The sequence below is a fragment of the Pirellulales bacterium genome (assembly GCA_035533075.1).
Taxonomy (GTDB): Bacteria; Planctomycetota; Planctomycetia; order Pirellulales; family JAICIG01; genus DASSFG01.
This window is the reverse complement of record DATLUO010000142.1, coordinates 13,399-40,047: the sequence shown is the minus strand read 5'-3', so window position 1 is coordinate 40,047 and position 26,649 is coordinate 13,399. Positions and strand designations below refer to the sequence as shown.

25 protein-coding genes are annotated in these 26,649 nt (G+C 62.5%); 12 read left to right on the top strand and 13 right to left on the bottom strand.

Translation table 11 applies throughout. From position 1 onward, the window contains the following. Positions 1-87: 87 nt before the first annotated feature. The 4 genes from VNH11_18395 to VNH11_18380 all read right to left on the bottom strand — a co-directional run bounded on the left by VNH11_18395 (position 88) and on the right by VNH11_18380 (position 3,305). Positions 88-1,143 (bottom strand): extracellular solute-binding protein, encoded by a 1,056-nt coding sequence (locus VNH11_18395; protein ID HVA48343.1) that lies wholly within the window; start codon positions 1,141-1,143, stop codon positions 88-90. A gap of 2 nt (positions 1,144-1,145) precedes the next feature. After that, positions 1,146-2,201, bottom strand: coding sequence for an Ldh family oxidoreductase (locus VNH11_18390; GenBank protein HVA48342.1), 1,056 nt, complete (start codon positions 2,199-2,201; stop codon positions 1,146-1,148). An 81-nt stretch (positions 2,202-2,282) separates the two neighbouring features. Then, positions 2,283-2,855, bottom strand: a complete 573-nt coding sequence (locus tag VNH11_18385) for a hypothetical protein (protein HVA48341.1) — start codon at positions 2,853-2,855, stop codon at positions 2,283-2,285. A 30-nt stretch (positions 2,856-2,885) separates the two neighbouring features. Then, positions 2,886-3,305, bottom strand: coding sequence for a DUF3775 domain-containing protein (locus VNH11_18380; GenBank protein ID HVA48340.1), 420 nt, complete (start codon positions 3,303-3,305; stop codon positions 2,886-2,888). 190 nt (positions 3,306-3,495) lie between these two features. Here VNH11_18380 and VNH11_18375 point away from each other — a divergent pair, with 190 nt between their 5' ends. From VNH11_18375 to VNH11_18345, 7 genes are all read left to right on the top strand, one after another. Further along, positions 3,496-4,347, top strand: a complete 852-nt coding sequence (locus VNH11_18375) for an SDR family oxidoreductase (GenBank protein HVA48339.1) — start codon at positions 3,496-3,498, stop codon at positions 4,345-4,347. Between the two features lie 1,298 nt (positions 4,348-5,645). Further along, positions 5,646-5,876: a hypothetical protein gene (locus VNH11_18370; protein ID HVA48338.1), complete on the top strand. Its 231-nt coding sequence runs from the start codon at positions 5,646-5,648 to the stop codon at positions 5,874-5,876. After that, positions 5,873-6,271 carry a type II toxin-antitoxin system VapC family toxin gene (locus tag VNH11_18365; protein ID HVA48337.1) on the top strand — a complete coding sequence of 133 codons (399 nt, stop codon included), beginning with the start codon at positions 5,873-5,875 and terminating at the stop codon, positions 6,269-6,271. Before VNH11_18370 ends, VNH11_18365 begins: the two co-directional genes overlap by 4 nt. 688 nt (positions 6,272-6,959) lie before the next feature. Then, entirely contained in the window at positions 6,960-7,157 is a 198-nt protein-coding gene (locus VNH11_18360; protein HVA48336.1) for a hypothetical protein, read from the top strand. 95 nt (positions 7,158-7,252) lie between these two features. Next, positions 7,253-7,480 carry a hypothetical protein gene (locus tag VNH11_18355; GenBank protein ID HVA48335.1) on the top strand — a complete coding sequence of 76 codons (228 nt, stop codon included), beginning with the start codon at positions 7,253-7,255 and terminating at the stop codon, positions 7,478-7,480. A 281-nt stretch (positions 7,481-7,761) separates the two neighbouring features. Next, the gene (locus VNH11_18350) at positions 7,762-7,977 is read left to right on the top strand and encodes a hypothetical protein (protein ID HVA48334.1); all 216 of its coding nucleotides are present in this window, start codon (positions 7,762-7,764) and stop codon (positions 7,975-7,977) included. A 515-nt stretch (positions 7,978-8,492) separates the two neighbouring features. After that, positions 8,493-8,813 carry a hypothetical protein gene (locus VNH11_18345; protein ID HVA48333.1) on the top strand — a complete coding sequence of 107 codons (321 nt, stop codon included), beginning with the start codon at positions 8,493-8,495 and terminating at the stop codon, positions 8,811-8,813. 12 nt (positions 8,814-8,825) lie between these two features. Here VNH11_18345 and VNH11_18340 read toward each other — a convergent pair whose 3' ends face one another. From VNH11_18340 to VNH11_18320, 5 genes are all read right to left on the bottom strand, one after another. Next, positions 8,826-9,620, bottom strand: a complete 795-nt coding sequence (locus VNH11_18340) for a DnaJ domain-containing protein (protein HVA48332.1) — start codon at positions 9,618-9,620, stop codon at positions 8,826-8,828. 229 nt (positions 9,621-9,849) lie between these two features. After that, on the bottom strand, positions 9,850-10,203 hold the full coding sequence (locus tag VNH11_18335) for a hypothetical protein (GenBank protein ID HVA48331.1): 354 nt from the start codon (positions 10,201-10,203) through the stop codon (positions 9,850-9,852). Between the two features lie 212 nt (positions 10,204-10,415). After that, on the bottom strand, positions 10,416-10,994 hold the full coding sequence (locus VNH11_18330; protein HVA48330.1) for a hypothetical protein: 579 nt from the start codon (positions 10,992-10,994) through the stop codon (positions 10,416-10,418). A 717-nt stretch (positions 10,995-11,711) separates the two neighbouring features. After that, positions 11,712-12,911 (bottom strand): YcjF family protein, encoded by a 1,200-nt coding sequence (locus tag VNH11_18325; protein HVA48329.1) that lies wholly within the window; start codon positions 12,909-12,911, stop codon positions 11,712-11,714. A 52-nt stretch (positions 12,912-12,963) separates the two neighbouring features. Then, the gene (locus tag VNH11_18320; GenBank protein ID HVA48328.1) at positions 12,964-14,397 is read right to left on the bottom strand and encodes a YcjX family protein; all 1,434 of its coding nucleotides are present in this window, start codon (positions 14,395-14,397) and stop codon (positions 12,964-12,966) included. Positions 14,398-15,236: 839 nt separating this feature from the next. Here VNH11_18320 and VNH11_18315 point away from each other — a divergent pair. Beyond that, complete coding sequence (locus tag VNH11_18315; protein ID HVA48327.1) at positions 15,237-15,485, top strand: SDR family oxidoreductase; 249 nt, start codon at positions 15,237-15,239, stop codon at positions 15,483-15,485. Here VNH11_18315 and VNH11_18310 read toward each other — a convergent pair. Together VNH11_18310 and VNH11_18305 are read right to left on the bottom strand one after the other, a co-directional pair. Further along, the gene (locus tag VNH11_18310; protein ID HVA48326.1) at positions 15,478-17,313 is read right to left on the bottom strand and encodes a UbiD family decarboxylase; all 1,836 of its coding nucleotides are present in this window, start codon (positions 17,311-17,313) and stop codon (positions 15,478-15,480) included. The genes VNH11_18315 and VNH11_18310 overlap by 8 nt on opposite strands. A gap of 259 nt (positions 17,314-17,572) precedes the next feature. Then, positions 17,573-18,610 (bottom strand): L-threonylcarbamoyladenylate synthase, encoded by a 1,038-nt coding sequence (locus VNH11_18305; protein ID HVA48325.1) that lies wholly within the window; start codon positions 18,608-18,610, stop codon positions 17,573-17,575. Between the two features lie 125 nt (positions 18,611-18,735). Between VNH11_18305 and VNH11_18300 the strand changes: the two genes are divergently transcribed. Beyond that, complete coding sequence (locus VNH11_18300) at positions 18,736-18,945, top strand: carbon storage regulator (protein ID HVA48324.1); 210 nt, start codon at positions 18,736-18,738, stop codon at positions 18,943-18,945. A gap of 141 nt (positions 18,946-19,086) precedes the next feature. Here the strand turns inward: VNH11_18300 and rpsG are convergent, their stop codons facing one another. Both rpsG and rpsL read right to left on the bottom strand, forming a co-directional pair. Further along, complete coding sequence (gene rpsG / locus VNH11_18295) at positions 19,087-19,557, bottom strand: 30S ribosomal protein S7 (GenBank protein ID HVA48323.1); 471 nt, start codon at positions 19,555-19,557, stop codon at positions 19,087-19,089. 138 nt (positions 19,558-19,695) lie between these two features. After that, positions 19,696-20,064 carry a 30S ribosomal protein S12 gene (gene rpsL, locus VNH11_18290; GenBank protein HVA48322.1) on the bottom strand — a complete coding sequence of 123 codons (369 nt, stop codon included), beginning with the start codon at positions 20,062-20,064 and terminating at the stop codon, positions 19,696-19,698. Between the two features lie 314 nt (positions 20,065-20,378). On the opposite strand from rpsL, the gene pilM reads away from it, so the two are divergent. The 3 genes from pilM to VNH11_18275 all read left to right on the top strand — a co-directional run bounded on the left by pilM (position 20,379) and on the right by VNH11_18275 (position 26,622). Beyond that, entirely contained in the window at positions 20,379-22,856 is a 2,478-nt protein-coding gene (pilM, locus tag VNH11_18285) for a type IV pilus assembly protein PilM (protein ID HVA48321.1), read from the top strand. 2 nt (positions 22,857-22,858) lie between these two features. Next, on the top strand, positions 22,859-24,514 hold the full coding sequence (locus tag VNH11_18280) for a hypothetical protein (protein HVA48320.1): 1,656 nt from the start codon (positions 22,859-22,861) through the stop codon (positions 24,512-24,514). A 74-nt stretch (positions 24,515-24,588) separates the two neighbouring features. Continuing rightward, positions 24,589-26,622 (top strand): hypothetical protein, encoded by a 2,034-nt coding sequence (locus tag VNH11_18275; protein ID HVA48319.1) that lies wholly within the window; start codon positions 24,589-24,591, stop codon positions 26,620-26,622. The last annotated feature ends 27 nt before the right edge of the window (positions 26,623-26,649 follow it).

Sequence of the window (26,649 nt, the reverse complement as noted above, 5' to 3'; positions counted from 1 at the left end):
GAGCGCCGCCCCACCGTTGGCGACGTCCATTACGGTGGGCCGGCGCTCGCAAGCTCGCTCGCTCCCACCCTACGACTTCGGCAACTGTCAATCCGCGCCCGCAAACAGATCGCGCACGAAGCGGGCCGCCGCGTCCCACTTGTCGGCCGCTTTGTAAAAATCGACCGCCATCGGTCGCACCGTGTGAGGCGTCTCGACCCGGAGCGGAACATCGACCTTCGAGCAGAGCGGAATCTGAGCGCTCGCTCCGCGGGCCAGTTCCACCTCGATGGCCGGCGTCAGCAGGTAATCGACGAGCTGCCGCGCCTCGACCGAGTGCGATGAGCTTTTGATGATCGCCAGCGTGTTTGGAATGAACAGCGTGCCCATGCCGCCTTCCTGCTGGTCGGGGTAAACGATCTTCACGGGCTGCGCTTCTTCCAGCTCGATCATGGCGTCGTCGGTGTCGGTGAACCCGAACGCGAGCTGGCCCTGGGCGACGGCCTGCGCCACTTGCTTGTTGCCGGCGAAAACTTGCACTTCGTTGGCCTTGATCTCACTCAATAGCCGCTTTGCCTTCTCGTCGCCAAGCAGGGCAAACAGGCAAGCCACGTGCGTGGCGGTGGTGCCGAACAGCGGCTTGGCCAGGCCGCAACGGCCGCGCCACTTTTCGTCGGTCAGATCGTCGATCGAGCCGGGCAGTTCGTCGCCGGCCACCAGCTCCGTGTTCACCAACAGCACCCGCGCACGAGCGGCGAAGCCGTGCCAGGTTCGTTTCTGGGAGCGATAGATGGCCGGGAACGTGTCGGCCATCTTCGGCCGATACGCCTCCAGCAGCCCCCGTTCTTCCAGCCGGAGCGTGTTGAGGATTTCGTTGTTCCAAAAAACGTCGCACCGCGGCCGCTGGGCTGATTCGGCGATAATGGCCTGCGTCAGCCCCAGCGTTTTGTTCGATTCGACGTCGAATTTCGGCAACACTTTGATGCCCGTCTGCGACTCGAACTGTTCCAGAATCGGCCGCGAGAATTCGGCATCGAGCGCAGAATAGACCACCACCTCTTGCTCTTGTTGGCGGGTGCAGCCGGCGACAAATGCCAGAGCGAGCAACAGGGCTCCGCCATTTTGGATTTTGGATTTTGGATTTTGGATTGCTGCGTTATGCATACCTAGGCCGCCGAGGGAACGTCCACACCAAGCCGTTCCGCCAGCGCGGTCAACTGCTTCCAATTGCCCTCATCCAGCGGTACGCCGCGCGCCTGACGCTCGGCCAGCACGCGCCGCTCCGGATCGCCGGGAAGCTGAATCTCGTCGATTCCCGCCACGCGCGGGCAATCGCGGACGAAGCGGCTCAACTGCGCCACTTCGGCCGCAAAATGGGCCTGCCCGCCGAAGTGTTCAGGAGCGGCCAACAGCATGAAGACGCAATTGCCGTTCTGATTGACCGGCCGCTCGCGAATGGTCACTCCGCCCGACAGCGCCCCGGCAAAAATCTCGACCATCAGTGCCAGACCGAAGCCTTTGTAGGCCTGCGGGCCGCCCATGGGCAAAATGGTGCCGGGCGGATCGGCATACAATGTGTTGGGATCGTTCGTCGGCTTGCCGCCGGCGTCGAGCAACCATCCGTCGGGACAAAGCTGCCCGGCGATCTTTTTGACGCGCACCTTGCCTTCGGCCGTGGCGCTGGTGCCGAAGTCGAGCACCAGCGGCCCCTGGTCGGCGGGCACGCCGAAGGCCAGCGGGTTGGTTCCCAGCCGCGGCGCTTTGCCGCCGGGCGGCGCCACTCGCCGCGCGTGGCCGTGTGTGTTGACCATCACCATCGAGACCAGCCCGGCCGCGGCGGCCTGTTCGCAATACTCGCCCAGCCGGCCGATGTGTCCGCAGCGAATCAGCGTTCCGATGCCGCTGCCCGACTCGCGGGCCTTGACGATCAACGCCTCCGTGAGCCTGCGGGCTTGCGTTTGTCCGAAGCCCCAGCCGCCGTCGGCCACCAGCGACGTAGGCGATTGTTTGACGACCGTGAACGGGGCGTTGGGGACGACATCGCCTTTGGCGACCCACTCGAGATACGAGGGAGTGCGCATCACGCCGTGCGAATCGTGGCCGCGCAGGTTGGCGTCGACCAGGCTGTGGGCCACGAGATTGGCCTCCTCGACGCCGACGCCTCCTTTGGCGAGCAGTTCGGTGGCGAATTCAGTCAGTTGGTCGGCGGGAATGGCGGGCATCGGGGCGTGAATCACTATGCGGTCGAAAGCTGCAATATAGATTGGCTGGCGAGAGCACGACAGGGGCGTTCCCCCAGGCACCTACGGCGGCCATGGGAATTGAAGGCCATGAACGCCTACCAAGTGATCGCGAACCGCATTATCCGTGCAGAATGCCAACCGCCGGAAGAATTCGGGCAACCGCCTCGCATAACGGTTGTGGATGATTGGCCGTGGATTGACGCCATGTGCGATTTCGTGGCGGTATGTCATCGCGTCGGCGAGACGTCGCACCGCCTGCGCGGAGTTACAACTCTGCCATGCCCACGAAAGCTGTATATCGCCAAGTCCGAGACAACTATGAACAAGCCTCTCGACTCGGGCGGCGTTCGGCGTGTGGAAGTTACCGAGCAACCCCAACACGTAAGTGTTCAGCGCCGGCCACGTTCCGAGAGAGGGCCCCGATGGTCGCAGAGCACGAACGGATTCTGTCATCAGTTCCTCGACATAGGACTCCCATGCCGAGACGCTCATGATGACAACGGCACGGTTCAGCGCAGCAAGCCGATATTGTCGCCCAGGCTTGTGGGTTCTGAGTGCGATGTGCGCGTCGTTCAGTTCGTCCGCATCGAGCAATAGTTCTTCCAAATGAATTGAAAAAGCGTTGGACGACAAACGGTGCTCCTCGGCAAGGCCGGCGACCCTCTAACGGCGTGCATCGATCGGCGAAAGCATCAGGTGATCGATGTCGGTCCCGCTCTTTTCGAGTTTGGCTTGACCGTCCACCAGGTAGTCGCCCAATCCCCCCATGCCCAGCATCTGCGCAACTGCCTCTTCGGTCGTCGGGAATCGTTCCACCATGTCCTCGTAGTGCCCCGGTAGATCGTCCGTTCCAAAGCCTCCTCGGCCGAGATGTGCGAGCAAGACCAATTTATATAATTGGTCTTCGGGTAGGCCCGTCAACAGATCGCTCAGCTCCTGTTCTTCCGGCGGCGGTGGTCCTGAGTCCTCGCCCGGCGAAACCAAGGGGTAATTCGCATGCCGCTTCGGAAGTTCGATATCCCAGTAGTCGTCGATTGCTGTGGCGAGAGCAATCACTTTTGCGACGGTTTCTGAAAGCTGCATGCCTCCTCCTTCGCCGATCTGCCGAACAGGAAATCCAAGCAACATTGTAGCATACGGCCCGCGAGGTTGGGTATTCCGCACGCAGACTTGACGCGTCAACACTTTACAGGCCAAATGCGTCAAGGGTCGCCAATCCTCGAGCCGGAATCTCTGAACCCTGAACCCTGAACCCTGAACCCTGAACCCTCCCATGCTCAAACCAGGCACCTTCCAAGACCGCACCATTGTCATCACCGGCGGCGGCACGGGGCTGGGCCGCTCGATGGCCCGCTGCTTGTCGGGCCTGGGGGCGAACATCGTCATCTGCGGCCGTCGCCAAGACGTGCTCGATGAGACCGCCGCGGAAATCCAGCAGGAAACGGGCGGGCACGTGCTCGCCCAGCCCTGCGATGTGCGCGACACCGGTCAGATCGACGCACTCGTGGCCGCGGCGTACGATCGCTTCGGCACGGTACACGGCTTGGTGAACAACGCCGCCGGCAACTTTATCTGCCCGACGGAACGGCTGAGTTACAACGCCGTTCACGCGGTGGTCGACATCGTACTCTACGGCACGTTTCACGCGACGCTGGCCTTCGGCAAACGCTGGATCGCCGAGTGTACGAAAGCCGCCATCTTGAACATCGTGGCCACGTATGCCACCAGCGGTTCCGGTTTCGTCGTTCCGTCGGCGGTGGCCAAGGCCGGCGTGCTGGCGCTCACGCAGTCGCTGGCCAGCGAGTGGGGCAAGTACGGCATCCGCTCCAACGCCATCGCGCCCGGCCCTTTCCCCACCGAAGGCGCCTGGTCGCGGCTGATGCCCGACGCACTCAAGCAGCTTGGCGGTCCGCGGCAGCGAATACCGTTGGGCCGCCTGGGCGAGCACGAAGAACTGGCGAACCTGGCCGCGTATCTGCTTAGCGATTATGCCGGTTACATCAACGGCGACTGCATCCGCATCGACGGCGGCGAATGGGTCCGCGCCGCCGGCGAATTCAATTATCTCGAGGCCGTCACGAGCGAACAGTGGGACGAGTTGCAGCGGGCGTTGAGGGGAAAGTGATGTGGTCCAGGGTATCACATTTTGGCGGCGGTCGGAAGAAACTCAAGAAGTCGGCGGTGCGGCGATACGAAGCGGATGCCATGGTCGATACCAGTGCGGTATGATCAATTATCCCCCCGCTCATGCAGGCCCTGGGAGTGATGTCTTCCATGCGACACGCGTGTCGCGTCGGCGCCTCCCGCCGGAAGGTACGAGGCGCCGGCAAAAACGTCGCGCGCGACGCATTTGCCCCTCTCCGGCCTGGCCGTCGAGCGGTCGCCCCCGGCCGCGCTGGTGGCGGCGGCGTCGCTTACGGCTTGGCTCGGTCCGCCTTCTCTCGTGCGATCGAGGCGACACGCGTGTCGCCTCCGCCCTGCCGGCCGGAAGGCACGGGCCGTCGCGACCCCGGCGCGCGCGGCGGCGAGTTGCATGGTCGTCCGCCGCGCGCGGCGGAGCGCAACAGAATCCCCCCTTTTGTTTCGGCGGCGACGCCAGCCGAAACCTTTTCTACACAAGCACTTGCGCCGCCTGGCGCCCGCCGGTTTGAACGCGATCTGACGGAAATTGTGCGCTTTGCCGCGCCGAGCCATCGAGGCGCGGCGACAAGGCGTGGACTTTGGAGTTCAAAGGCTGCCAACCGATTTCGAAGGCTGCCAAGTTCCAACGACCTTGTGGTGCAGGCGTCTCGCCTGCCCGAATGCCAAAAACCCCGTGCGCCGGCGAAGATGGCCAACTTTGCCGCTCGGCATCGCAGCCTACCGCCTGCGTCTCGCCAGCGCGATGCTGATCTTCGCGTCACGGCAACTCATTATGTTCGCAGTTGGCCATCTTCGCACATCTTGTGGTTCTCGTCGTGAGAGCCACAACATGTTGTGGTCGATCTAACCACTAACCACTAACCACTAACCACTAACCACTAACCACTAACCACTAACCACTAACCACTAACCACTAACCACTGATCCATGCCTGCCAATTTGGCCGGAATCCAGCATGCCGTTGTTTTGCAGCTATCCGCGTGCCAAACGTAAACAAAATGCCACTTTGCGCCCTTTCATGTTGGTGCCGGCCGATCGGTTCGACAGGCATCTCTTCTGCCTTCTGCCTTTCTGAACCCGGGATCCCTGATCCCTGATGCCTGCAGTTTGCAAACTTGTCATGCCTCGGCGGCTGGTTCATGCTAACATGGGGCATCGGGATGACGTTGCTGAACCCAGTTGGAAGACCTGCTGGCCGGGGATTACGCCCGAAAACATTCATGGCGAAACCGGCTGGGGGCCAGCCGTTGGAAGCGAGGTTTGCTAACGATGATCAAATCAATGCACGGCATCATCCACGGAAGAACAATCGAGCTCAGCGAGGATCCCGGCGTGGCAGACGGGCAAGAGGTTGAAGTCCAGGTGAAGGTCAAGCCATCCGTAAAAGAATGGGGTGCAGGAATTCTTCGCACGGCCGGCGCATTGGCCAACGATCCGTACTGGGACGCGATCATGGACCAGGTTCACAAAGCCCGCAAGGTCCAGCGCCGCCCGCAACTGGACGGCGAATGACCCACCTCCTCGACACGAACATCTGCTCGGCCCACATGCGGCGTCCCGCCGGCTTGGCGCATCGGTTCTTTCAGTACGCGGGCGGCATCGCCAGCTCGACGATAGTTCTGGCGGAGTTATACTCTGGAGCGTACAAGCATCCCAATCCTGCGAAATTGCTTGCGTTGATTGCTGATTTACTGCAGGAACTGGCGGTCCTTGATTTCGATTCGGGCTGTGCGCATGAATTCGGCGTGCTCCAGGGCGGGTTGTTGCAACAAGGCATCGTCGTTCCAGAAACAGACCTTATGATCGCCTCGGTGGCCAGGCTCCACAATCTGACCCTGGTGACGCACAACACCGCGGACTTCCAAAGCATCCCTGGCCTGCGGCTCGACGACTGGCTCTCGCCCTGACGTCCGACGCCTTCGCCGCGCACCCGCACAAAACCGGTCCGCCGGTGCTTGCCCACTGGCAACTCGGGCATCCTTGACGCTGGCCTTTCGGTCCCGCGGGCATCTTTCTGCCTTCTGCCCTCCGCCTTTCCTGAACCCCGAACGCTGGACCCCCAATCCCCAATCCCCAACTACCAACCCCGCCCTTAATACCACACCACCGCCGCTGCGCTCAGCCCGATGTACGCGGCCAGCAGCGCGGCGAAGCTCCCGCGATCGGGCCTCTTCGACCTCTGCCGCCCGGCCTCGTCGCCGTTATAAATAGCCCCAGTTCGGCCGCACCAGCCGGATGGAATCCTGTTCGCGTTCGCATCGCGGCAGAACATCATTGGTCGCTTGGCAGCCATCATCGATTAGCCGCACGCGGTCCGCAAGGCCCGGTCATCTGAGCCAAGCGCGACGCTAAAGCCGCCGCTCGCAGTTTCTCGGCGAAAATCGCTTGCACGGGGCCGCGCGCGTCGCGAGAATACCGAGGGGACGGTTCGCGATAAGGCCGATCATTCGCCGCGCAGAGGGCGCCGCGACGCTTCGTGAATCGCTCGCTTCAAACCATTTCGGTGCCGTGATGCCCGTTCAAGAGAACACCAAGGTTTATGTGGTTGTTCCCGGCGTTGAGGAAAGGGCCCCACTTTACATTGGCAGCCCTCGATTGGCCCGCCCCGATCAAGCCGCCGACTTCGAAAAGGAAGTCCTCGCCATTCCGGAACGGGAGGCATGGCTTTACCGAAACCCCGAGGCAATGGCCGCCGTGCGGCGCGGGTTGGAGCAGGCGCGGAACGGTGAATTCAGCGGGAACCCACCCGACCTCGGAGCAGACGCTGCACTGGTTGACGAGGCCGACGATTGAAGAGTTATGTTCCGACCGGGCCTGGAAACCCACGAAGGGGAGTTGCTCGGCAATGCGACGCCGCCGCTGATCCGGCCGCCCGAGAGAGAAAACCGATGCACGATCCGCGTTTTAAGAAACTGCTGAAAGAGTTCTTCGCCGAGTTCTTCTGGCTCTTTTTCCCCACCTGGGCCGCCAGATTCGACTTCGGCAGCGGCAAGAGTTCGAGGAAATGCTCCGTAACCATTCAGATCCAGGAGTGCAAGCGATGGAATTGGGTTTATTGGACCACGTCGAGCAGCGCGGCGTGGCGCGAGGCAAGCTGGAAGGACAGCGCGAACTGATGGGGAAGCTGCTTGAATCCCGCTTTGGATCATTGCCGCCAGCGGCTATGGCCCGCCTGGAGACTTGGTCAAGCGATCGTTTGACGGAACTGGGCTGCGCCCTGCTGTCGGCAGCATCATTGGACGAGTTGGGGCTTGGCGAGTCGGCAAGCGACGAATCCTGAATTGCCAGTCCTCGAACGGCCCGCCGAACTAGCCCGCGAGTTTGAAGACTCGAATGGCCAATCCGGCGATATAATACGTTGAAGTTGCTAGGCTTGGATTCGGTGAACGAGGGTTTCATGAGCGTGACAACGGTTGAGGGCACGGTCGAGAATGGGCAAGTCAGGTTGCCCGCGGATGTCCGTCTGCCGGAGAACGCCAAGGTCTATGTGGTTGTTCCCGGCGTTGAGGAAAGGACCACACTTTACATGGGCAGCCCTCGATTGGCCCGCCCCGAGCAAGCCGCCGACTTCGAAAAGGAAGTTCTTGTGGAAAGCCCCGATGCCGGCCTATGACGCGGCGTGCTTCGACCCTCCGGCTCCTGTGGCAAGAGTCGTCCTCCGCGATCCCTTAAGCGGCCGCTCGGCCGCCGATGTGCCGATGCTCATCGATTCGGGCGCTGACGTGACCTTGCTGCCACGATCATCGCTTGAGAGCCTGGGCGTTGATGCCGCCGCTGGCGAAGAATACGAATTGACGGCCTTCGACGGACCCCATCCGCCTTGTGCGGATGGTACACGAGATGGCGGGCTAGTCAACGCTGCGACAGGCGAGTGATGAGGCCCCATCCAGCTTGCCTGGATGGTGAATAAGATTGTTCTCGGCTACGGTAGCAGGGCGATCTCCTTCACCATCCGGGCAAGCCGGATGGGGTCGAAGTAGGCGTTGGTGCGAGGGCGCCGTCTAGCTCACCATCTGCTTCACCATCGAGGCAAGCTCAATGGGGTCGAACGCAGCGTCGGCAAGACCAACCCAACTTTAAGACACTTCCAGCCCCTGCGTCGCCCACTTAGACGGCTATCGCCACCGCGTGCTGGTGTTGGCCCACGGCCGAGACGTGGCCTATCCCGCAGTCGTCGACACGGAAGTCTTTCGACCAACGGGGCTGGCGAGCGTGCGCGAGTTTATCGAAGCCCAGCAAGCTCCCTTGTCGGGTGTCACCAAGAAACCCGTCAATCGCGCGGACAGCGATCAGGAATTGGTCGATCTCGTCGGCAAGGTTCTGCAATCGCCGCAGGTCTTGTCCGCGGCGCAATCGCTCATTGCCCGCGCCAGCGAAGCACTGGCGGCCAACGGATTGGTCGTTCGGCCGCCCGGCCCTGGCAATGGCCGCGAAGGCGAAGCGGCCTAAACGTGCTCTCCACTAAGTGCTATTGCTGTTGGCCGCGACCACAGCCCAGGCAATTCCGACAGGCCATGTGACAAACAATATCAGGCCGAACGTCGGCAGCAGCAGTACAAAGTCGATGGCGAATAGCACAATCGCTCCTCGAGCGTCGCTATAGAGCATTCCTAGCGGGCCGAACAAAAACGCAAGTAGCGCAGCGAGCACCGCGCTCTTCGCTTTACGTGTCGCTTTGGGAACGTCCGCCACAGGCGGATGCGCCGCAGGCACCGCCGGCTTTGGCCTCAGAACGCGCAATGCTGGCCGCTCTCTCGTTGCGACAACGACTGCGCCGGCCGACGCGGCACGGCGAGAAATGCTGGGCCGTATCTGCTGGTAAGCCGCGTGAACCTGCTCAAAGGCCCAACCGTCGCCCCCGCGGTCGGGATGGTGTTTCAGAGCGCGTTCGCGATACGCGGCTTCGATTTCGTCAACGGAAGCCGAGCGTCCCACTCCAAGGATCTTGTATGGGTCAAATCCATTGCCATTTGAGCAAGCCGCACTGTGAAAGCCGTCGTTGTCCATCTGCGGCTCTTTTACCTCGGCTGTCTCTTCGGCATTCCGTTCCAAAACCTCCTGTTCCGCTCGCTTCCGAATCGCATCCCGGACCTTGCCAAAGGCGTAGAAGCCGCCAACTCCAAGCGCACAAAGGCCGACTGCGCCGACCACCTTAACCAAGCCCTTGCCAGGGGCGGCGTGCCACGGGCAAAACGGGAGTGGGTAGTTGTCTGGCAAATGAAAGCCGCAACCTGACTGGGCGCATTTCTGCGACATAAAAAGCTCCAACACCGGACGATGCGGCGAGAATCACGAAAAGCCGGCGGCAACGACAGCTCGGCTCAGCCGAATGCTCTGAATATATCCGCGAAAACTTGCCAGCTCAACCTTGTGCCAGTAAACCGACCCATTCTCTTTCTCACTCAAGATACCGCCTCACAATAGAATCAGTCGGCGGCCGAATACCCAAATGGGCAGCGGCGCGTCCTGGCTTCTTCAAAGACCGTCAAGCCGGCCGAGGGAGTTTCAGCGGCACTGCGAATCTGATGCGGGATGTGGCGGAGCTCGACGAATCCGACGCGTTTGCGGTGTCGAGGCCTCCAGACACAACTGTTAATGCGAGACCGGCTTTTTTGGAACTCGTTTTCTCTGCAGAGTAGGCAACCGTGACCGCGATGTCGAAGTGAATTGCATGCGTATCCGGAACGGCCGCATGCCTTGTGCCGGCATCCGATTCGAAGAGAACTCCCGGCGGATTTGCTTGTGCAGCAATCGAGATCGCAGCAAACTCCTTGTTCGCTTGGACAACTGCCCTCGCAATTTGGAGCAGCGACTCGCAGACGAATTCTTGTACGTTCATTGATTCACCGTTTGAGGCTCTTGCAGCCACCCGATTGTTGCTGGTTGTAGGGCGTTGTGATCCTGCCTAAAGTTGGCTTGGCCCCGATATTATCCTGATTCGCTACCGGCCCCGAAGTCTTTGACGCTAATCGCACGATAGATCGCCAGACACCGTCCGCACGCCGCAGCTCAGCGACGGCAGGCCGAAATCCATCCTCGTGTGTCGCTTATTCACACGGCTCGCCGGCCCCCTCGCGGTAGATACGGCCGCGGCAGTCGATACGAGAAGGCACCGACGTCCCGCTCAAGATCGAGCACTTCGCAACGATCACCTTCAAGTGCCAGGAGGTCAGGCGCCAACCACTCCGGGAAACCGATCAATGCGATGCTGCCCCCAGCATCGACGATCTGAGCGAGTGTCACGGCGTGGAAGTGGTCGTGCGATAGAAGCGTTATATGCTGTGGGCGGCCGGCGACCTGCTCTGTTAGAGCCGCGTCAAGGCGATCCTTGATGTAGTTGTCAACGGGGTCTTCATTCGTGCTGGAACGTTCTGTTGGTGGAACGGCTTTGAAGTCATAGCCCATGTATGTCATCGCCCTGAAGAATGAGTATGCCTTTTCGGTGAAGTGCTCTCCGTTCATGGCGAAGACCGGCTTCCCAGTCGACGGAAGGAACCGCTTGACGCGATCCCAACGCGGCCGCTCCTCGCTCTCGGGCATGTGGCCCAAGATTTCTCCGAGCACGCCGTCAATGTTGGGTCCGTCTACGAACGACGATAGGATGGCTGTATGCAGGTAGGTGTTTGGCATGAGAATGTTCTCCAGACACGCGGTCTAACGGCCCCGATGTGGTGAATCATAGCGGCGCGAATTCGCGAACGCGGCGGTTTCACTGTGCAACGCGATCGAACGATCATGGTGGACACCTGGTAAATGGGAACGTGGTGCGAGCCGCCCCCTCGACGGCCATCGGAACGGGCCATAATTGCCGATAAAAAGCCGTTCTCGGCAGTTATGCAAAGCAGCCAATTGATTAAAATAGGCATAGAAACGATTGCCAATAATTCAAGTGAACGGCGCATCGCTAGTTTATTTTGAATCTGATTCTCGGTTGCAGCGGGATATCCATCGAAATACGATCTGATTGGCGTGTTGACGCCTCAGTTTTAAATTAAATCGCCGCGTGATCATAAAATCGCCGACAGAATGAAAAGACTCAAATCCGCGATGTTGCCGCGGAAAAGGAAAAACAGAGAGTTGCGAAGCGGCCGGATTATTTTTGAGTTGCAGCTGCCGCCCAAGTGTTGCGGTTATCAGTTTTGCGCTGAAACGGCTGCATTATTTCCGTTGCCGCTCAGGTATTGCCGTCCGGGAATCAAAGAACACTGCGGAACAGTCAACGCCGCTGTCGAGCGCCGGACGTGGTTAGCTGACGCGTCGTGCTTTCCACCGGATGAACCAGGCGTGAGAAACCTTGTCGGGCGCGGCATCTTAGCCCGTCAATGGTGCGTGAAGCCGGGGAGGGCGTCAAGCGGGACTTAATGGTCGCAAGAGCTTGCAGGCGTTGCGGCCGATGCGGTTAAGCAACAGGCCGTTGGCAATGCCCTGGCCGGCTTTGCCTGCGATCTTGCCGACGCCCGGCAGAAACGAATCGATTGCGGTCGAATCGCCGAGCACGCCGTGAAAAAGGCTAGCGACCGGGTCGCTAAGCCACGAGGCGACCTCCTCGCTGTGCTCTTCGAGCTCGCCGGCAAAGAACGATTGGCCCATCACCAGGCCGAAGAGATAGAGCATGTCGAGCGGACCGGCGCGAAGTTGATAGACGCGGCAGAGCGAACCGAGCATCGACGTGCCCATGTAAATCACGATCGCCATGTCGAGCAATGCCCACGGCGAAATGGCTGTCTTCGTCGCCGTCAGGATGGCATACCGGCGGATGATCTTGGTGGCCGAAGCATCGAGCGGAACCAAGAAGCAGGTTTCAAAACTTTCTTGCCACGATCTTGAGTCCTGAAGGTTGCCCGGCTCCAACAGGTCCGCCCGCTTGCGCCGCATCATTTCGAATTCGCGCTCGGAAAGCCCCCAGATTCGCAGAAACGCAAGCTGCGCAGCGTCGTCGAGCGGGTATTCTCGCATGAACGCGCCGAATTGCTCCCTCGCCGCGGCGTGAACGTGCTTGGCGAGTTCGTGCAGGTGCTCGCGCTCGTCGAGCAGCCGTCGAGCGATGGGCCGGCTTTGCCGGAAACGAGCGACAAACCACAGCAGTCGCCCCAGCGACCAAAGCAAAAGCAGGCAGCAGACGCCCAGAGCAAGCCAGCCGATCACTTGCAGCCAGGTCGGCCAGGTCGTCAAGATTTGAATCGCCTGGATCAACTGGGTGCATAACATCAAGCCCGCCAGGCCGGCGACGACCGCGACGGCTGTGATAACGAATCCACGGAAAGCGCGGCGCAGCGTCGCGCCCGCGCGCTCTGTCTCGGCTCGCAACGTTTTTTGCAGGGCCGCGTCCGCTTCTTCCGCCTCGCTTTGCTCGTCCCGCCGCCGCTGTACCTCAAGGGATACCTCGCGCACCGACGCCGGCTTGCCGAGAGGGATGGCCTCGTCGGCCGCATTTCGCCCGGCGGGTTCCGCGGTCGATGCGCTCGACACCGTTCGAGGCTCTTGCGAGACCGGCCGTGGCGCGCGAACCGGGATGCCAACCATGTCGTCCAGATCTTCGGGGGGCACAAAGGCTCCTTTCCCCGCGTGTGCCGGCCACCTAGGTCGGCGACGGCGGGTCTTACGAGATGATGAAGTCAAACAGTTTCTTAAGTTGCTCTTCCTTCGGGCAAACCATGCGGAGCTGCGGGATGTCGGGAAAGACCGGCGGATACGAGTATCCGCCGCTCAAGCTGTGCGGCCATTCTTTGGGAAGGCGCGGCACGTCGTAGTCCACCTTCGGGTCGGTGGGCTTGCGCCGCGTCGGGGGATCGGTGCCGAAGTCGAATTGCAGCCGCCCGTAGAGGTGGCCTGAAGTCTCGTCGTCGGGCTTGTCGGCATTCGTCGTCGACTTGACTGCGCTGATCACGAACTCCTCAGGCTCGATGCCGTTGAGATAATTGCACGTGGGTTGCACCAACTGATGAAGCAGGGTGGACAGCCGGTTCTCTTGCACGTCCGACACCGCGACGACGTCCGCCTTGGTCGCGACGAAGGCCACGCGCTCAACTTGCCCCGGCCGCAGGGAGAGATTGACCGTGGATGCGATGTTCAGCCCCAGGTCGCGCAGGCCGCGGCCGAGCGAGCGCCAGACTCCTTGCCTGGCGGGGACGAGAGCCCTCAACACTTGTTCAATGAGGTGGGTCTGGTCCGAAATCGCACCCGCTCCGGACGCGAGAAGGTTCGGCACATCGATCAGCAGCACGAGTCGATCGCAAACCTTAAGCTCTCGGAACAGCGGCAGCACGACGTTCTCTCGGTAGGCGTCGTAGTTCTTGCTCATCGTGGTCGCGATCGTCTCGAACTTCGTTCGGTGCTCGCCGAAGATCGGCGCAAACTGGCAGCCGGGCGAAACGCCGCACGGATTCGCTTCGGCGCTGGCGAGGATCGCGCTGGGTGTGCGGCCGCGGACCGTGTTGGCGCTTGCGCTCACGCGAAAGCTGGACGGGGCGATCGAGGTCCGGTAATCGGCAATCAGTTCGGCGAGAAGCGTCCGGTACGCCGCGATGATCGCCGGCGCTTCGACTTCCGCTGGCGGCGCGTCGAACAGCTTTCGGTATGTCTCCATAGCCGGGTGCGGCTCGTCCTGCCACGATCTTTCCAGTTCGTCGCACCATTGGCCATAGTCGCATCCGCACATGGCGATGTCATAGAATCGCTCGCCGGGCACATCGAGCAGGTCGACCTGGTACTCCTTCTGCCCGCGGCCACTCGACAAATCCAAATCGAAGGAGAAGACGGTCTCGCTCGTCGTCTTCGAGGGAAATACCCAGTTGTCGCGAAGGTGGGTGCGATAGCTCTTGTACGGGAACTCGGGCAATTGTTTGCCGATCGTCCGTTCGCGTTGTGGCCGAAAGCTCCTGATCTGCCATTTTCCGCCATCGGTCAGTGCGGCCGACCTGTTCTCGAGGTGGATCAGGAGCGACGTGAGGAGCACGGTCTTGCCGGAGTTCGGCAGCCCGACGATTGCGACGCGGCGCAAGTGCTTAATCAGCGCAGGAAGGGTTGCGGCCATTTCGGAATCGTTCTCTCACGTCGCGCGTGGCTTCGTCATCTCAACGACGACGACAGGCATTGGCCAGCGTGGCAAACCATAATCTAGGCGGTTCGCCGCCGGCCTGCAAATCATTCCTTGCCGATTCATAACGTGTGTTTCAACGGATCGTTGCGGCAGTCCCTGCCCACGCCGTTAGCGTTGATTCGCGCCGATTAGCGTTCTTGCTCAGGACGACAAAACCGACGGGCCGGCAAACGGATGTGTTTGGCCGCGCGGAGAGGCTAAGATGCGCTGACTGAGGAGCGAAGCATGGGATGGTCGTACCTGGGAGACGAGAGATGAGGGATGAAGGATGAGGGAAGAGGGATGTGGCTGACGCCACCGCGGCCAGCCGCCTGGAATCGGCGGTGAGCCGGACTAAGATCCGAACGCGGCCTACTCCGACGGCGAATGAACCCAGATCCTACGCGCGAGCTCAGGCGACCGCCGCAAGCCAACAAGCCGCCGCGAACCAAACGATGCCGCGTTCGCGAAAGCGGTCATGGTTGCGGCAAGCGGCTGTTCAGGTAGTCGTCGACCGAGATCGGGTTTGCCCCCTTGAGGCGGTGCCAGGCCGAGCGAAACGCGCCTGTCGTGTCGAATGCGCCCTGCCGTGCCGCCACTTCATTGGCGATGGCTTCGTGGTCGGCAGAAACGATCGTTGAATCTGGCCCGCCGCGGCCAGGCCGCGGTGCATCCGCCGGTTGGTCTCGTTGAGCTCCCGGATCAGCCGCGTAACGCGCGCGCCGGCGCGGCGGCGGACCTGCAGCTCGTCGCGGTGAAACGGCTTGGTAAGAAAGTCGTCGGGGCCGGTGCTCATGCCCGACGCACTCAAGCAGCTTGGCGATCCGCGGCAGCGAATACCGCTGGGCCGCGTGGGCGAGCACGAAGAACTGGCGAACCTGGCCGCGTATTTGCTCAGCGATTATGCCGGTTACATCAACGGTGATTGCATCCGCATCGACGGCGGCGAATGGGTCCGGGCCGCCGGCGAATTCAACTATCTCGAGGCCGTCACGAGCGAACAGTGGGACGAGCTGCAGCGGATGTTGAAGGGAACTAAATGATCCCGTGCAGCGGCTTGCCGGGTGCGGCCAGTGCGTCGACACGCCGGGAGACGGCGGCGTCGGCCAGCAGCGGCGGCGCGTGATGCGGCTTGAGACGAGCGTCGATCACCAGCGGGCCGCGACATCCCCAGTGCTTTTCATGCACGAAGCTGCCGATGCCTTCGATATCCGCGGCCGGGTTCGAGCGCGTAAACGTCACCCATAAGAAGTTGTTCAGCGTCCGGGCCGTGAAATCGCCGTCGTCGGCGAGCACGATCAACGGAAAGCGGTCGATCGGCTGCCGCTCGTCGAATGCACCGGCAAAACCCGACAAAGATTCGTTCGCGGCCGCGGGGTTGTAGGGCGGCGCGGACACGACGAGCACGCCCGGCAAGGCGATACGCGGACCGCGAAAACCGTCGGGCAGCCATAGGTCGGGCGGCAGTTCCCGCGGCAACTCGCGCCGCGCCGGCCCCACCGCCGCCATCACCAACTTCGAGCCTTCGTTCAGCTTGCCGCCGGAATAGTCGAGCGTGTCGATGGTGGTGCGGGTCTGAAAGTGCATGTCGCGCGTCCAGTCGATTCGTTCCAGCAGGTGCTCGAAGAACGCCGCCACGTCGTGAATATCAAGCGCGGGCCGGTCTTCATGGGCCACGATCAACAGGTACTTTGCCAGCGACATCTGGCCTTGTCCCAGGATGGCGTTGGCCTGCGTCAGCAATTCTTGCGGTTGCCGCCGTTCAACATACGGCACGTATCGCTCGCTGCCGATCGCCAACAGCAGCGGATGGACGCCCGCCGCGTCGACCGCGTGTACGGCCCGCACGCCCGGCACGACCTTGGGAATGACCGGGCCGGTAAGCTCGTGGATGAACTGGCCGAAGGCCGTGTCTTCCTGCGGCGGCCGGCCGACCACCGTAAACGGCCAAACCGCTTCCGGCCGGTGATAGACGTGCTCCACCACCAGCACCGGAAAATCGTGGGTCAGGGAATAGTAGCCCAGGTGATCGCCAAACGGCCCTTCGGGCAGCAGCCGATCGGCATCGACGTAACCGGTCAGGCAGAAGTCGGCCTCCGCGTGGACCGCCGGGCAGCCGGGTTGCAACACCAGCGGCACGCGGCGGCCGCCCAGCACGCCGGCAAAGGCAAGTTCCGGCACACCTTCGGGCAGCGGCATCACGGCGGCCACGGTCAGGGCCGGCGGACCGCCGACGAAGACGTTGACGCGCAGCCGCTCGCCCCGCTCGATGGCCGCGGCATGATGCACGCCGATGCCGCGATGGATCTGGTAGTGCAGCCCGACCTCGCGGCCGGCCTGATACTGGTTTCCGGCAAGCTGAATGCGATACATTCCCAGGTTCGAATGCCGCCAGCCGGGCCGCCACGGGTCTTCGGTATAGACCTGCGGCAAGGTAATGAACGGCCCGCCGTCGTCGGGCCACGATTGGACCTGCGGCAAGTTGGCGAGCGAGGTTTCGTGGGCCAGCACTGCGCCCCGCTTCACACGCCGCGGCAGCGCGTGCAGACCGGTCTTGACGGCGCCCAACCAATGCGCGGGCCGCCGCAAGACTTCCGCCGCGTCGATCTTGAGCTGCATCAGTCGGCGGACGTCGTCGAGCGTGTCGCGGAACAGAAAGCGCACGCGATCGAGGGTGCCAAAAAGATTGCTGACCAGCGGAAAGTCGCATCCCTTCGGTCGGACGTAAAAAATGGCCGGGCCGCCCGCTTGAAAAACGCGCCGCTGGATTTCGGCCGCCTCCAGGTGTGGATCGACCGGCTCCTCGATGCGCACCAGTTGCCCGTGGGCGGCCAGGTCGTCGAGGCAGTGGCGCAGCGTGCGGTAGCCCATGTCTAGTGCCTATGCTGTCGTCCAGCAGTTTGTATTTGGTTGATCACAGGATGGACGTCGCTGAGACAAAGGTGGTGGCTGGGGCAGAGCCGCGCCGACCGGGCAGTTCTGCGCAAACCGCTCCGCGGCGGCGATGCCCCGGTAGCGCCACCACCGGGGCATCGCTGGCCGGCGGCGCGTATTGCAATGGACGGATCGATCGCGGCCAGCTTCTGCCCCGGCCACCGAAGTGTCCGTCGGAACCGTTCATTCCGTTCGTTCATGGGCGTCCAATTCCAAACTGCCGGATTGGCTCGGTTGCCGCGCGGCGGAGGCGGTCGCGGACGGCCAACCAGGCTTCTCCATCGGGCGGTAATTCGACCACGATCCAATCGGGGGCCAGTGCCTCCAGCGTGTGCAATGCCGCATAAAGCTGCGAGCTGTAACCGGCCGGATCGGCGGGTAATTCGATCGCGAAGAGGCCGCTCTGTTCGTCGCGTGCCGCCGGGCCGAGCGTCAGCCAACCGACTCGCAGCCCGGCCCGGCAAAGCGCTTCCACGCGCGGCCTGCTTGCGGAAAGACACTCCAACGGCACCGATGGCGCATAGTGCCGACGGAGCATGCCCGGCGAACGGGCGGGGCTGGACGGCAGCAATATATCGGGAATGCGAAGTCGCTGGATGGGACCGATGACCTCCTCGATCTCCTGCGGCGAGACCAGGCCTGGCCGCAGCAGCATGGGCGGTGTGGTTGTCAAATCGAGCACCGTCGATTCCAGTCCGCCGGCTGTGGGGCCGCCGTCAAGCAGCAAGTCGATACATCCGGCCAGTCCGCGAAGCACGTGCTCTGCCCGCGTGGGACTAACGCGCGTGGAAAGATTCGCGCTGGGCGCGGCGATGGGCAGCCCCGCGGCCCGGATCAGCCCCCGGGCAACCGGATGTGCCGGCAAACGGACCGCCACCGTGTCTCCACCCCCTGTCACGATATCGTTGATGCTGGGATTCTTCGGCAGCACCAGCGTAAGCGGGCCGGGCCAGAAGCGTTCGGCCAATGCCTGTGCGAGGGGCGGCCACTGTGCCGCTACCTCGCTGACCTGCTCCGAACTGGCAACATGCACGATGATCGGGTTCGTGGCCGGACGGCCTTTGGCGGCAAAGATTTTTGCCACGGCGGCGATGTCGAGCGCGTTGGCGCCGAGGCCGTAGACAGTCTCGGTGGGGAAGGCGACCAGTCCGCCGCGACGCAAAACCTCCACCGCACGGGCCAGGGGACCGCGCCGCGGCGTAACGGGGTCGATCGCGATAACTTCTGTTTCCATAAGGTCTTAAGACTGCCAGCAGAAAACTGCTTGCACTGGGAGTGCTAGCACTTGTATGCTAGCAGCCCCGCTCCATCGCCGGGCGGCAAAAACCAACCCGTTCCATGCCAGCAAGGAGGCCGTCCATGTTAGTCGTCACGCGTAAGGTCAACCAAAGCATTCAAGTGGGCGACGACATCACGATCACAGTGGTCCGCGTCGGGCAAGGCACCGTGCGGATCGGCATCGAGGCGCCGCCGCATCTCAGCATTCTGCGCAGGGAGCTCACCGGTGAGCCGCTGGCAGCCGCGATCGATTGCGCATCGGACGCCGTCGATCGATCGAGAGGGGTGTAGGGTGGGGCCAGCGAGCTTGCGAGCGCCGGCCCACCGTTGGCAACGTCGTTTATGGTGGGCCGGCGCTCGCACGCTCGCTGGTCCCACCCTACGACGTTTTTGCCCCATTCCTCGATGTACCACGGCCAAAGCGCCAGGCCGCTACCAGGCGAAGTGGGCAAACGCCTTGTTGGCGTCGGCCATGCGATGCACGTTTTCGCGCTTGGTGACGGCCGTGCCTTCGCGGTTGTAGGCGGCCACCAACTCGTCGGCCAGTTTCTGGTGCGTCGGCCGCCCCTTCTTCTCGCGGACGGCTGACAGAATCCAGCGGATCGCCAACGACTGCTGCCGCATGCGGTTGACTTGCATCGGCACCTGATACGCCGCACCGCCGACGCGCTTGGAACGCACCTCGACCTCCGGCTTCACGTGCTCGACGGCTTGCGTGAACACTTCGATCGGCTCGACGTCTTTCACTTTTTCTTTGATGATGTCGAGCGCCGAATAGAACACCCGCTGAGCGGTGGCCTTCTTGCCGTCGTGCATCAGACAGTTGATGAACTTGGCGGCCAAGAGCGACCCAAACTTGGGGTCGGGGACGAGTTTTTCGCGGCTGGCGGTTATGCGGCCCATGAATGAGGGGTTGGGGGTTGGGGGTTGGTGGTTGGTGGTTGGGGGTTGGGGGTTGCGGGTTGCGGGTTGGGGATTAGGATTGGGAATTCTCAGTCCCCAACCCCTAACACCCAACCCCCAATCCCTCTGCAATTTTAACTAGCTCTTCTTCGCGCCGTAGAGGCTGCGCGACTGCTTGCGACCTTCGACGCCCAGGGTGTCGAGGGCTCCGCGGACGATATGATAACGCACGCCGGGCAGGTCGCGCACACGCCCGCCGCGCACCAGCACGATCGAGTGCTCTTGCAGGCTGTGGCCTTCGCCGGGAATGTAAACGGTCACTTCCTTGCCGTTGGAAAGCCGCACGCGGGCGATCTTGCGCAAGGCCGAGTTCGGCTTTTTAGGCGTCATCGTCTTGACTTGCAAGCAGACGCCCCGCTTTTGCGGGCACTTGTCCAACACCGGCGACTTGCTGAATTTGCGCGGTGGCCGGCGGTTCTTCTTAACGAGCTGATTGATTGTGGGCATCGGTTTCGGCAGGGTGGCATGCCAAGTTCATTGCAATCCGCCAATCTAGCGCGGTGCCGGTTGCCTGTCAAGGCTATAGGGCGTCACCTTCCTTGGTCTGGGTGAGCCAATCGCGGCTAGAATCAACCGCTGGCGGACGAGAATTGAGTTGACAACGCCCTTGTCGAGGCGATAGAGTTATCTTTGTAGGCATCCCTGCGCCGTTTCGTTGCCCGTCTTCGGTCGTTGTTTCTTCGACCAACGGCGCTGGGTTTGCCGATCGGGCGCGATCATCCGCCCGAATGGCGAACGGACAGAGTTAAGGAAACCCAGCCATGGCGAAAACTGACGCCGTGTGGGGCATCGACATTGGCCAGTGCGCGCTGAAGGCGCTGCGCTGCCGCCCCCACGAAGAACCGTCGAAGGTCACCGCTGACGCCTTCGACTACATCGAGTATCCCAAAATCCTCAGCCAGCCCGACGTCGATCCGGTCGAGCTGGTGCGCGACGCGCTGAAGCAGTTCCTCTCGCGCAACAGCGTGCGCGGCGACCGCGTGGTGGTCTCGGTGAGCGGGCAAAGCGGCCTGACCCGCTTCATCAAGCTGCCGCCCGTCGAGGCCAAAAAGATCCCCGACATCGTCAAGTACGAGGCGCGGCAGCAGATTCCCTTCGCGCTGGAAGACGTCGTCTGGGACTTCCAGACGATGGTCGGCGGCAGCGTGATCGAGGGCTTCGCCATGGAGACCGAGGTGGGTCTGTTCGCCATGAAGCGCGACCAGGTCTATCGGGCCCTGAAGCCGTTCAACGAAGCCGGCATCGAAGTCGATATCGTGCAGCTCACGCCGCTGGCCCTGTATAACTTCGTGGCCTTCGACCAAATGGAGAACCTGCCGCCTGCGGAGGAATACGACGCGGAGAGTCCGCCCGAATCGGTCATTTTGATTTCGCTGGGCACCGACACGACCGATCTGGTGGTGACGAACGGTTTCCGCGTGTGGCAGCGGAACATCCCGATCGGCGGCAACCACTTCACCAAGGCGCTGACCAAAGAGTTGAAGCTGACCTTCGCTTCGGCCGAGCATTTGAAGCGCAACGCCACCCAGGCCGAAGACCCCAAGGCCTTGTTCCAGGCGATGCGGCCGGTGTTCAACGACCTGCTCACCGAGGTGCAGCGCTCGATCAGCTTTTTCACCAATCTCGACCGCCGGGCGAAGATCAAACGGGCGGTGGCCTTGGGCAACGCCATGAAGCTGCCCGGCCTGCAACGGTATTTGGCCCAGAACCTGGGTTTCGACCTGGTGCGCTTGGAGTCGTTTCGCGGGCTGACGGGTTCGGCGGTGGTCGACGCGCCGGCCTTCAAAGAAAACGTGCCGGCCTTTGGCGTCTGCTACGGGCTCACGTTGCAGGCGCTGCGCGAGACGCGCGTGCAGACGAACCTGCTGCCGCGCGAGATCACTCAAGAGCGGTTGATCCGCGAGAAACGTCCCTGGGCGGTGGGAGCGGCCGCGGCGCTTTTGCTGGGCTGCGGCGTGAGCTATTTCATGCACTGGGTGGCCGCCAACTCCGTGGCCATGGAGAACGGCTGGGACCCACAGGTCAAGGCCGCCAATGCCGTGGTGACGAAAGTCAACGGCTATCAAACGGATTTCAAGGCCGCGAAGGAAAAGTACAGCAAGACCACCAAGATCGGCGAGGGCTTTATTCAGAACGTCGTGGGGCGCGACATTTGGTTGAAGCTGATGAAGGCGGTCAATCTTTGTCTTCCGCGGACCCCGCCTGGGATGGAGCGGCCCAAAGAGATCACGCAGCGCAATGAGATCAACATCGATCGCATCACCTGCGTCTACTACCCCGACCTGGGCACTTGGTACGGCGGCGTCAAGGCCTACGACCGGCCGCTTTCGGAACTGATGGGCGGGAGTCCCGCCGCCGCGGCCAACGGAATTCCGGCCGGCCCGGCCGCGCCCGCGAATGGCGCACAGCCCGGCCCCGCTGTCGCACCTGCTCCGGCTGACGGACAGCCCGGTGGCGGCGCCGCACCGCCGGCCGGTCCGGCCGCGCCCGCGGCACCTGCTGCGGGCGGCGCGCCGGCGGCACCTGCTGAGGCCGCCGCGCCAGCCGCCGCGGCGAATGAACCGCCCACGGGTCCCGGCTGGGTCTTCGAGTTGCGAGGGTATCACTATCACAATCCGCAGGGCGGCGATTTTGGCGCGGCGTTCGTCGCCAGAACCTTATTGAAAAACCTGATGCAGGACGAGATCCCCCTGCCGCTGGAAGAGCGCTGGGAAGGCGGACCGACCAGCTTTCCGTTGAAGAAGCTGGGCATTGGACATCCGGTGTTGATTTCGACGAAAAACATCGATTTCAAGTACAAGCTCTGGATAGACGCCGTGCAAGAGGAGCCTCAAAAGCCCTCCAACGGAAAGGACGACAAGGCCGGGGCCGGCAAAAAAGCGAAGCCCGCCGCGGGCCGGGCCAATGCGCCCATGCCTGGCATGCCGGGCGCGGCCGGCGGCGGTCAAGCCGAGAAGACGCTCATTGACGCTCCGCGCTACGACTTTTTTCTGCAGTTCTGCTGGCAGGTGCCGAAGCCGGACACCATGGTGGAGCTCGTGCAACTCTATCCCGGCGCAGTCGGTCCGGCCGACGCGCCAGCGGTGCAGGCGGCAGCGGGCGAAGCGGCGGCCGATGAGGCCCCCGCCGCGCCGCCAAGCAAAACAGCCGATGCCGCCGACGCGGCACCGCCGGCGGCCGCCAACGGCGCGACCGATACCCCCGTCAAGACCGACGAACCGATAAAGCAGGAGAAATAGCGATGGACCAAGTCAAAGTTTATTTGGGCGTGGCCAAGAAGCACCATTTCTGGATTCTGGCCGCCATCGTCGTGCTCACCTCGGTCGTCGTCTGGATGAAGGCCTCCGGCGCGCTGGCGACGAGATACGAGGCCGACAAGAACACCATCACCAGTGCCGAAAAAGCGGTACAAGGCGCCAGCGCCCCGGACAATGCCAATCCGCAGTTCACCGAGAAAATCGGCGGCCTGCACGAGGACCTGAAGAAGCGGGTGTTCGCAGCCTGGCAACAGCTCTACGAGCGGCAGGTGGCCCTGTTTATATGGCCTCCCCTTGAATTGAATCCGACGGTCGACCTCAACCGGTTGCGGCCCGATGAACCGATTCCCGATTACGTCCGCATCTTCTACAACGAAAAAGTGGTGCGGCCCTTATGGGAGGAGATCCTGGAGCAAGCCAACATTCGCCGGCCGAAAACGAAGGCGGACGAGGCCGAGACCGCCGACGGCGAGAACCGCGCCGTCGAATACGAGGGCCTGGTGGTCTGGAAGCCCGAGCGGCGAGAGGCGATTGTTTCTCGCTACTTCACGCAGGACGCCGCGCCTTCGACCGCGCGCGTGCGTCTGATTCAAGAAGATGCCTGGTTGTTCGAGTCGCTCATCAAAGTGATCGACTCGGTCAATGTCGGCGCCACCGACTCTCTCAAGGCGCCCGTCAAGGAAATCCTCACGCTGGACATCGCGCAGTGGGCGATCGATGCGTCGCTGGAGTCCGGCGCAGCGATTTGGACGCCCGACAAGGCCAATGCCGTCGTCCCCGGTGGCGCCGGCGGCGCGATGGGCATGGGGGGGATGGGGATGGCCGGCGCCGCGGCCGCCGCGGCGGGCGGGGCAATGCCTGAGGGAGGGGCAGCCGGCGCGGCGATGGCCGCGATGACAGGTGGTGGTGGCGCTGCCAACAACGACAACGACTGGCTGGAAGGGCGCTACCTGGATGAAAAGGGCCAGCCGCTGAAGGCGGGTGATCCTCAGCCCTTCGCCGAATTCAAGCAGATGTTCGTCTACATGAAGTTCGTCATGGACCAGCGCCGAATTCCCGACCTGATCGCGGCCTGTGCCAACGCCGACTTGCCGATCGAAACCCGCCAGGTACGAGTGCAGATGCTGCAGGCCGATTCGGGGGCCTCGGCGGGCGGCGGATTTGGAGGGGGCATGGGGGGTGGGACGCCCATGGGCATGGGTGGTCCGGCCATGGGCGGTTCGGCGATGGGCGGCCCCATGGGTGATCCGGGCATGGGCGGTTCGGCGATGGGCGGTCCGGGCATGGGCGGTTCGGCGATGGGCGGTCCAGGCATGGGCGGTCCAGGCATGGGCGGCATGGGCATGGGCGGAATGGGCATGGGCGGCATGGAACTGCTCGATGGCGGAGTGGAAACGACCGTCTACGACGCCCTGGTCGAGTTGAGCGGCGTCATCTACCTCTACGATCCGCCCGACATCACCAAGCTTGGCACCGGCGCCGCCGGGTCGCCGGAGACGCGGTCGTTCGGTGTGCCGACGACGAGAGTGAAAGTGCCGGGGACTTCGATGGGGGGCGCAGGCGGAGCAATGGGCGGACCGGGCATGGGCGGACCGGGCATGGGCGGTCCGGGCATGGGCGGCGGGCCGATGGGGCGGTGAGCGGCGAGCCCGGTGCAAAGCGGCGGTGGAACTAAACAGCGAAGCGGTGGGCGAACAGAGACAAGGAGCCAAACATGAAGGCCAAGTTCAATTCAGTCCAGCTCAAGGCGTTCTTTCTCGAACACGTGGAGAAAATCGTCTTCTGCGGATTCATTTTCGCCTTTCTCATGATCTGTTGGTCGGCATTCAAGTGGAAGCCTTACGAGAAGAAGCCCGACGAGTTGAAAGCCTTGGCCGACAAGATCTCGCAAGAGGTCGAATCGAAGACGCCACCCGACAAGTTCGCCGATTTGCCGGGCGTCCCGAATTTCAGCAACCTGGGGGCGGTCGGCCCCGCTCCGGTCGATGCTCACTTCTTCGCGGTCGAGCCGCTCAGCTTGCCGTACGAATTGCGACAGCAGCGGCGCCAGGAACCGAAGTTCTTTGCGCTCGAAGAGCCGATGGCGTTTCCCGGTTACGGCGGCATTGCCATCAATGAAAAAGGCGGCGTGGTACGGCTGGCGGGCGCGGGGGACGATGAGATGGGGATGGGAATGGGCATGGGCATGGGAGCGGCAATGGCTGGGCCCATGTCGGGCGCGGGCATGTCCGATGACTACGCCCAAGAACAGCAACGGATGATGGAATCCATGCAGAATGCCATGTCGTCTGGTATGGGTATGGGTGCTGGAATGGGGATGGGGCCTGGCATGGGGATGGGCCCTGGAATGGGGCAGGGGCGCGGCCGCCGAACTGCCAGAACGCGGAGTAAGGCGAAGAAGCCTGAAGTCGCCAAGCCCGTCGTACCCGTGCGGAAACCGGAAATCACGGAGAAGGTCGTGATCACGCAGCCCCCGGCGGGATCCCACGTTGAGGGCCGCTATTGGATCTGCCTGGTGGGAGCGATTCCTTATTGGCGACAATACACTGAATATCAAAACACCTTCCGCGACGCGCGGTCTTATGATCCGAGGCTTGACTATCCGCGGTACATGTATCCCAAAATCGAGCGGGCGGAGGTGAACGGCGATCAACAAGGCGACTGGGAAGCGGTCAACGTTGAGGAGGCCGTGGACGACTATTTGAAATGGGGCGCGGAATACCCGGACCCGGTGGTCGACAAACGGTTTGTCGACCCGGATCTGACCTGGCCGCTACCGCCGCTGGTGTTCGCCAACCACGACAAGGAAAAAATCGTCCATCCTCGTACCAAGATCATGGAAAAGAAGCCGGTGGCCAGCGACGCCGACGACCCGACGAAGAAGAAATCCAAGTCGCGCAGCCTGAGCGACCTGGGCCGTGCCAAGCAGGGCAATCAAACGAGTATGGGCGGCGGACAGACGGGGATGATGCCCGATTACGGCGCCATGGCGGGCGGCGCTTACAGCGGAATGCCAGGCATGGGCGGGCCGGCCAGGCCGACGGGCCCGGTGGTCGAGCATCGCCTGTTTCGCTTTTTTGACTTCAGCATTGAGCCGGGCAAAACCTACCGCTACCGCATCAAGTTGGTGCTGAGAAACCCCAATGCCCGCATTGCTGCGCGCTACCTCGAAAACTACGAGTACCAAAAGGGAGAGACGCGCGAGGCCGACTGGTCGCAGCCCTCGCCGCCGGTGGCTGTGATTGCCGGCAATCGGTTGCTGGCGGGCGGCGTCAGCGTGTCGCCCGGCAAGGGCGAGCCCACGGGCCAGGTGCTGGCCAAGAAGTTCGACGCCACGGAGGCGGCCGAAGTGCGAAAGGTGTTCGACGTCAGCCGCGGGTCGGTGCTCAACAAGCAGGAAGCCGAGGTCGGACTCCCCGATCCGCAAGCTCCCCAAAAGAAGCGATTGGCAAAGGTGGATTTCGAAACGAACGCGGTGGTGCTGGACATGTTCGGAGGCGACAAGCTGCCCAACGCGAAATCGTCGAAGATCCCCGGCCACATTCTCGTGCTGGACAACGACGGCGAGATGAAGGCGCTGCTGCAAGCGAGCGATGCCGGGGTTTTCGAGACGGAAGAAGCCGAAGCCAAGAACCAATCGCCGCCGAGCGAGGAAGACCGTGCCCAGCAAGGCAATGTTCCCGGAGGAGGAACCGGGTTCAATAACTTCGACCAGATTCCGGACAAACCACGCCGGCGCGGACGGTAGTGCCGCGCTTCGGCAGGCGTAGGGTGG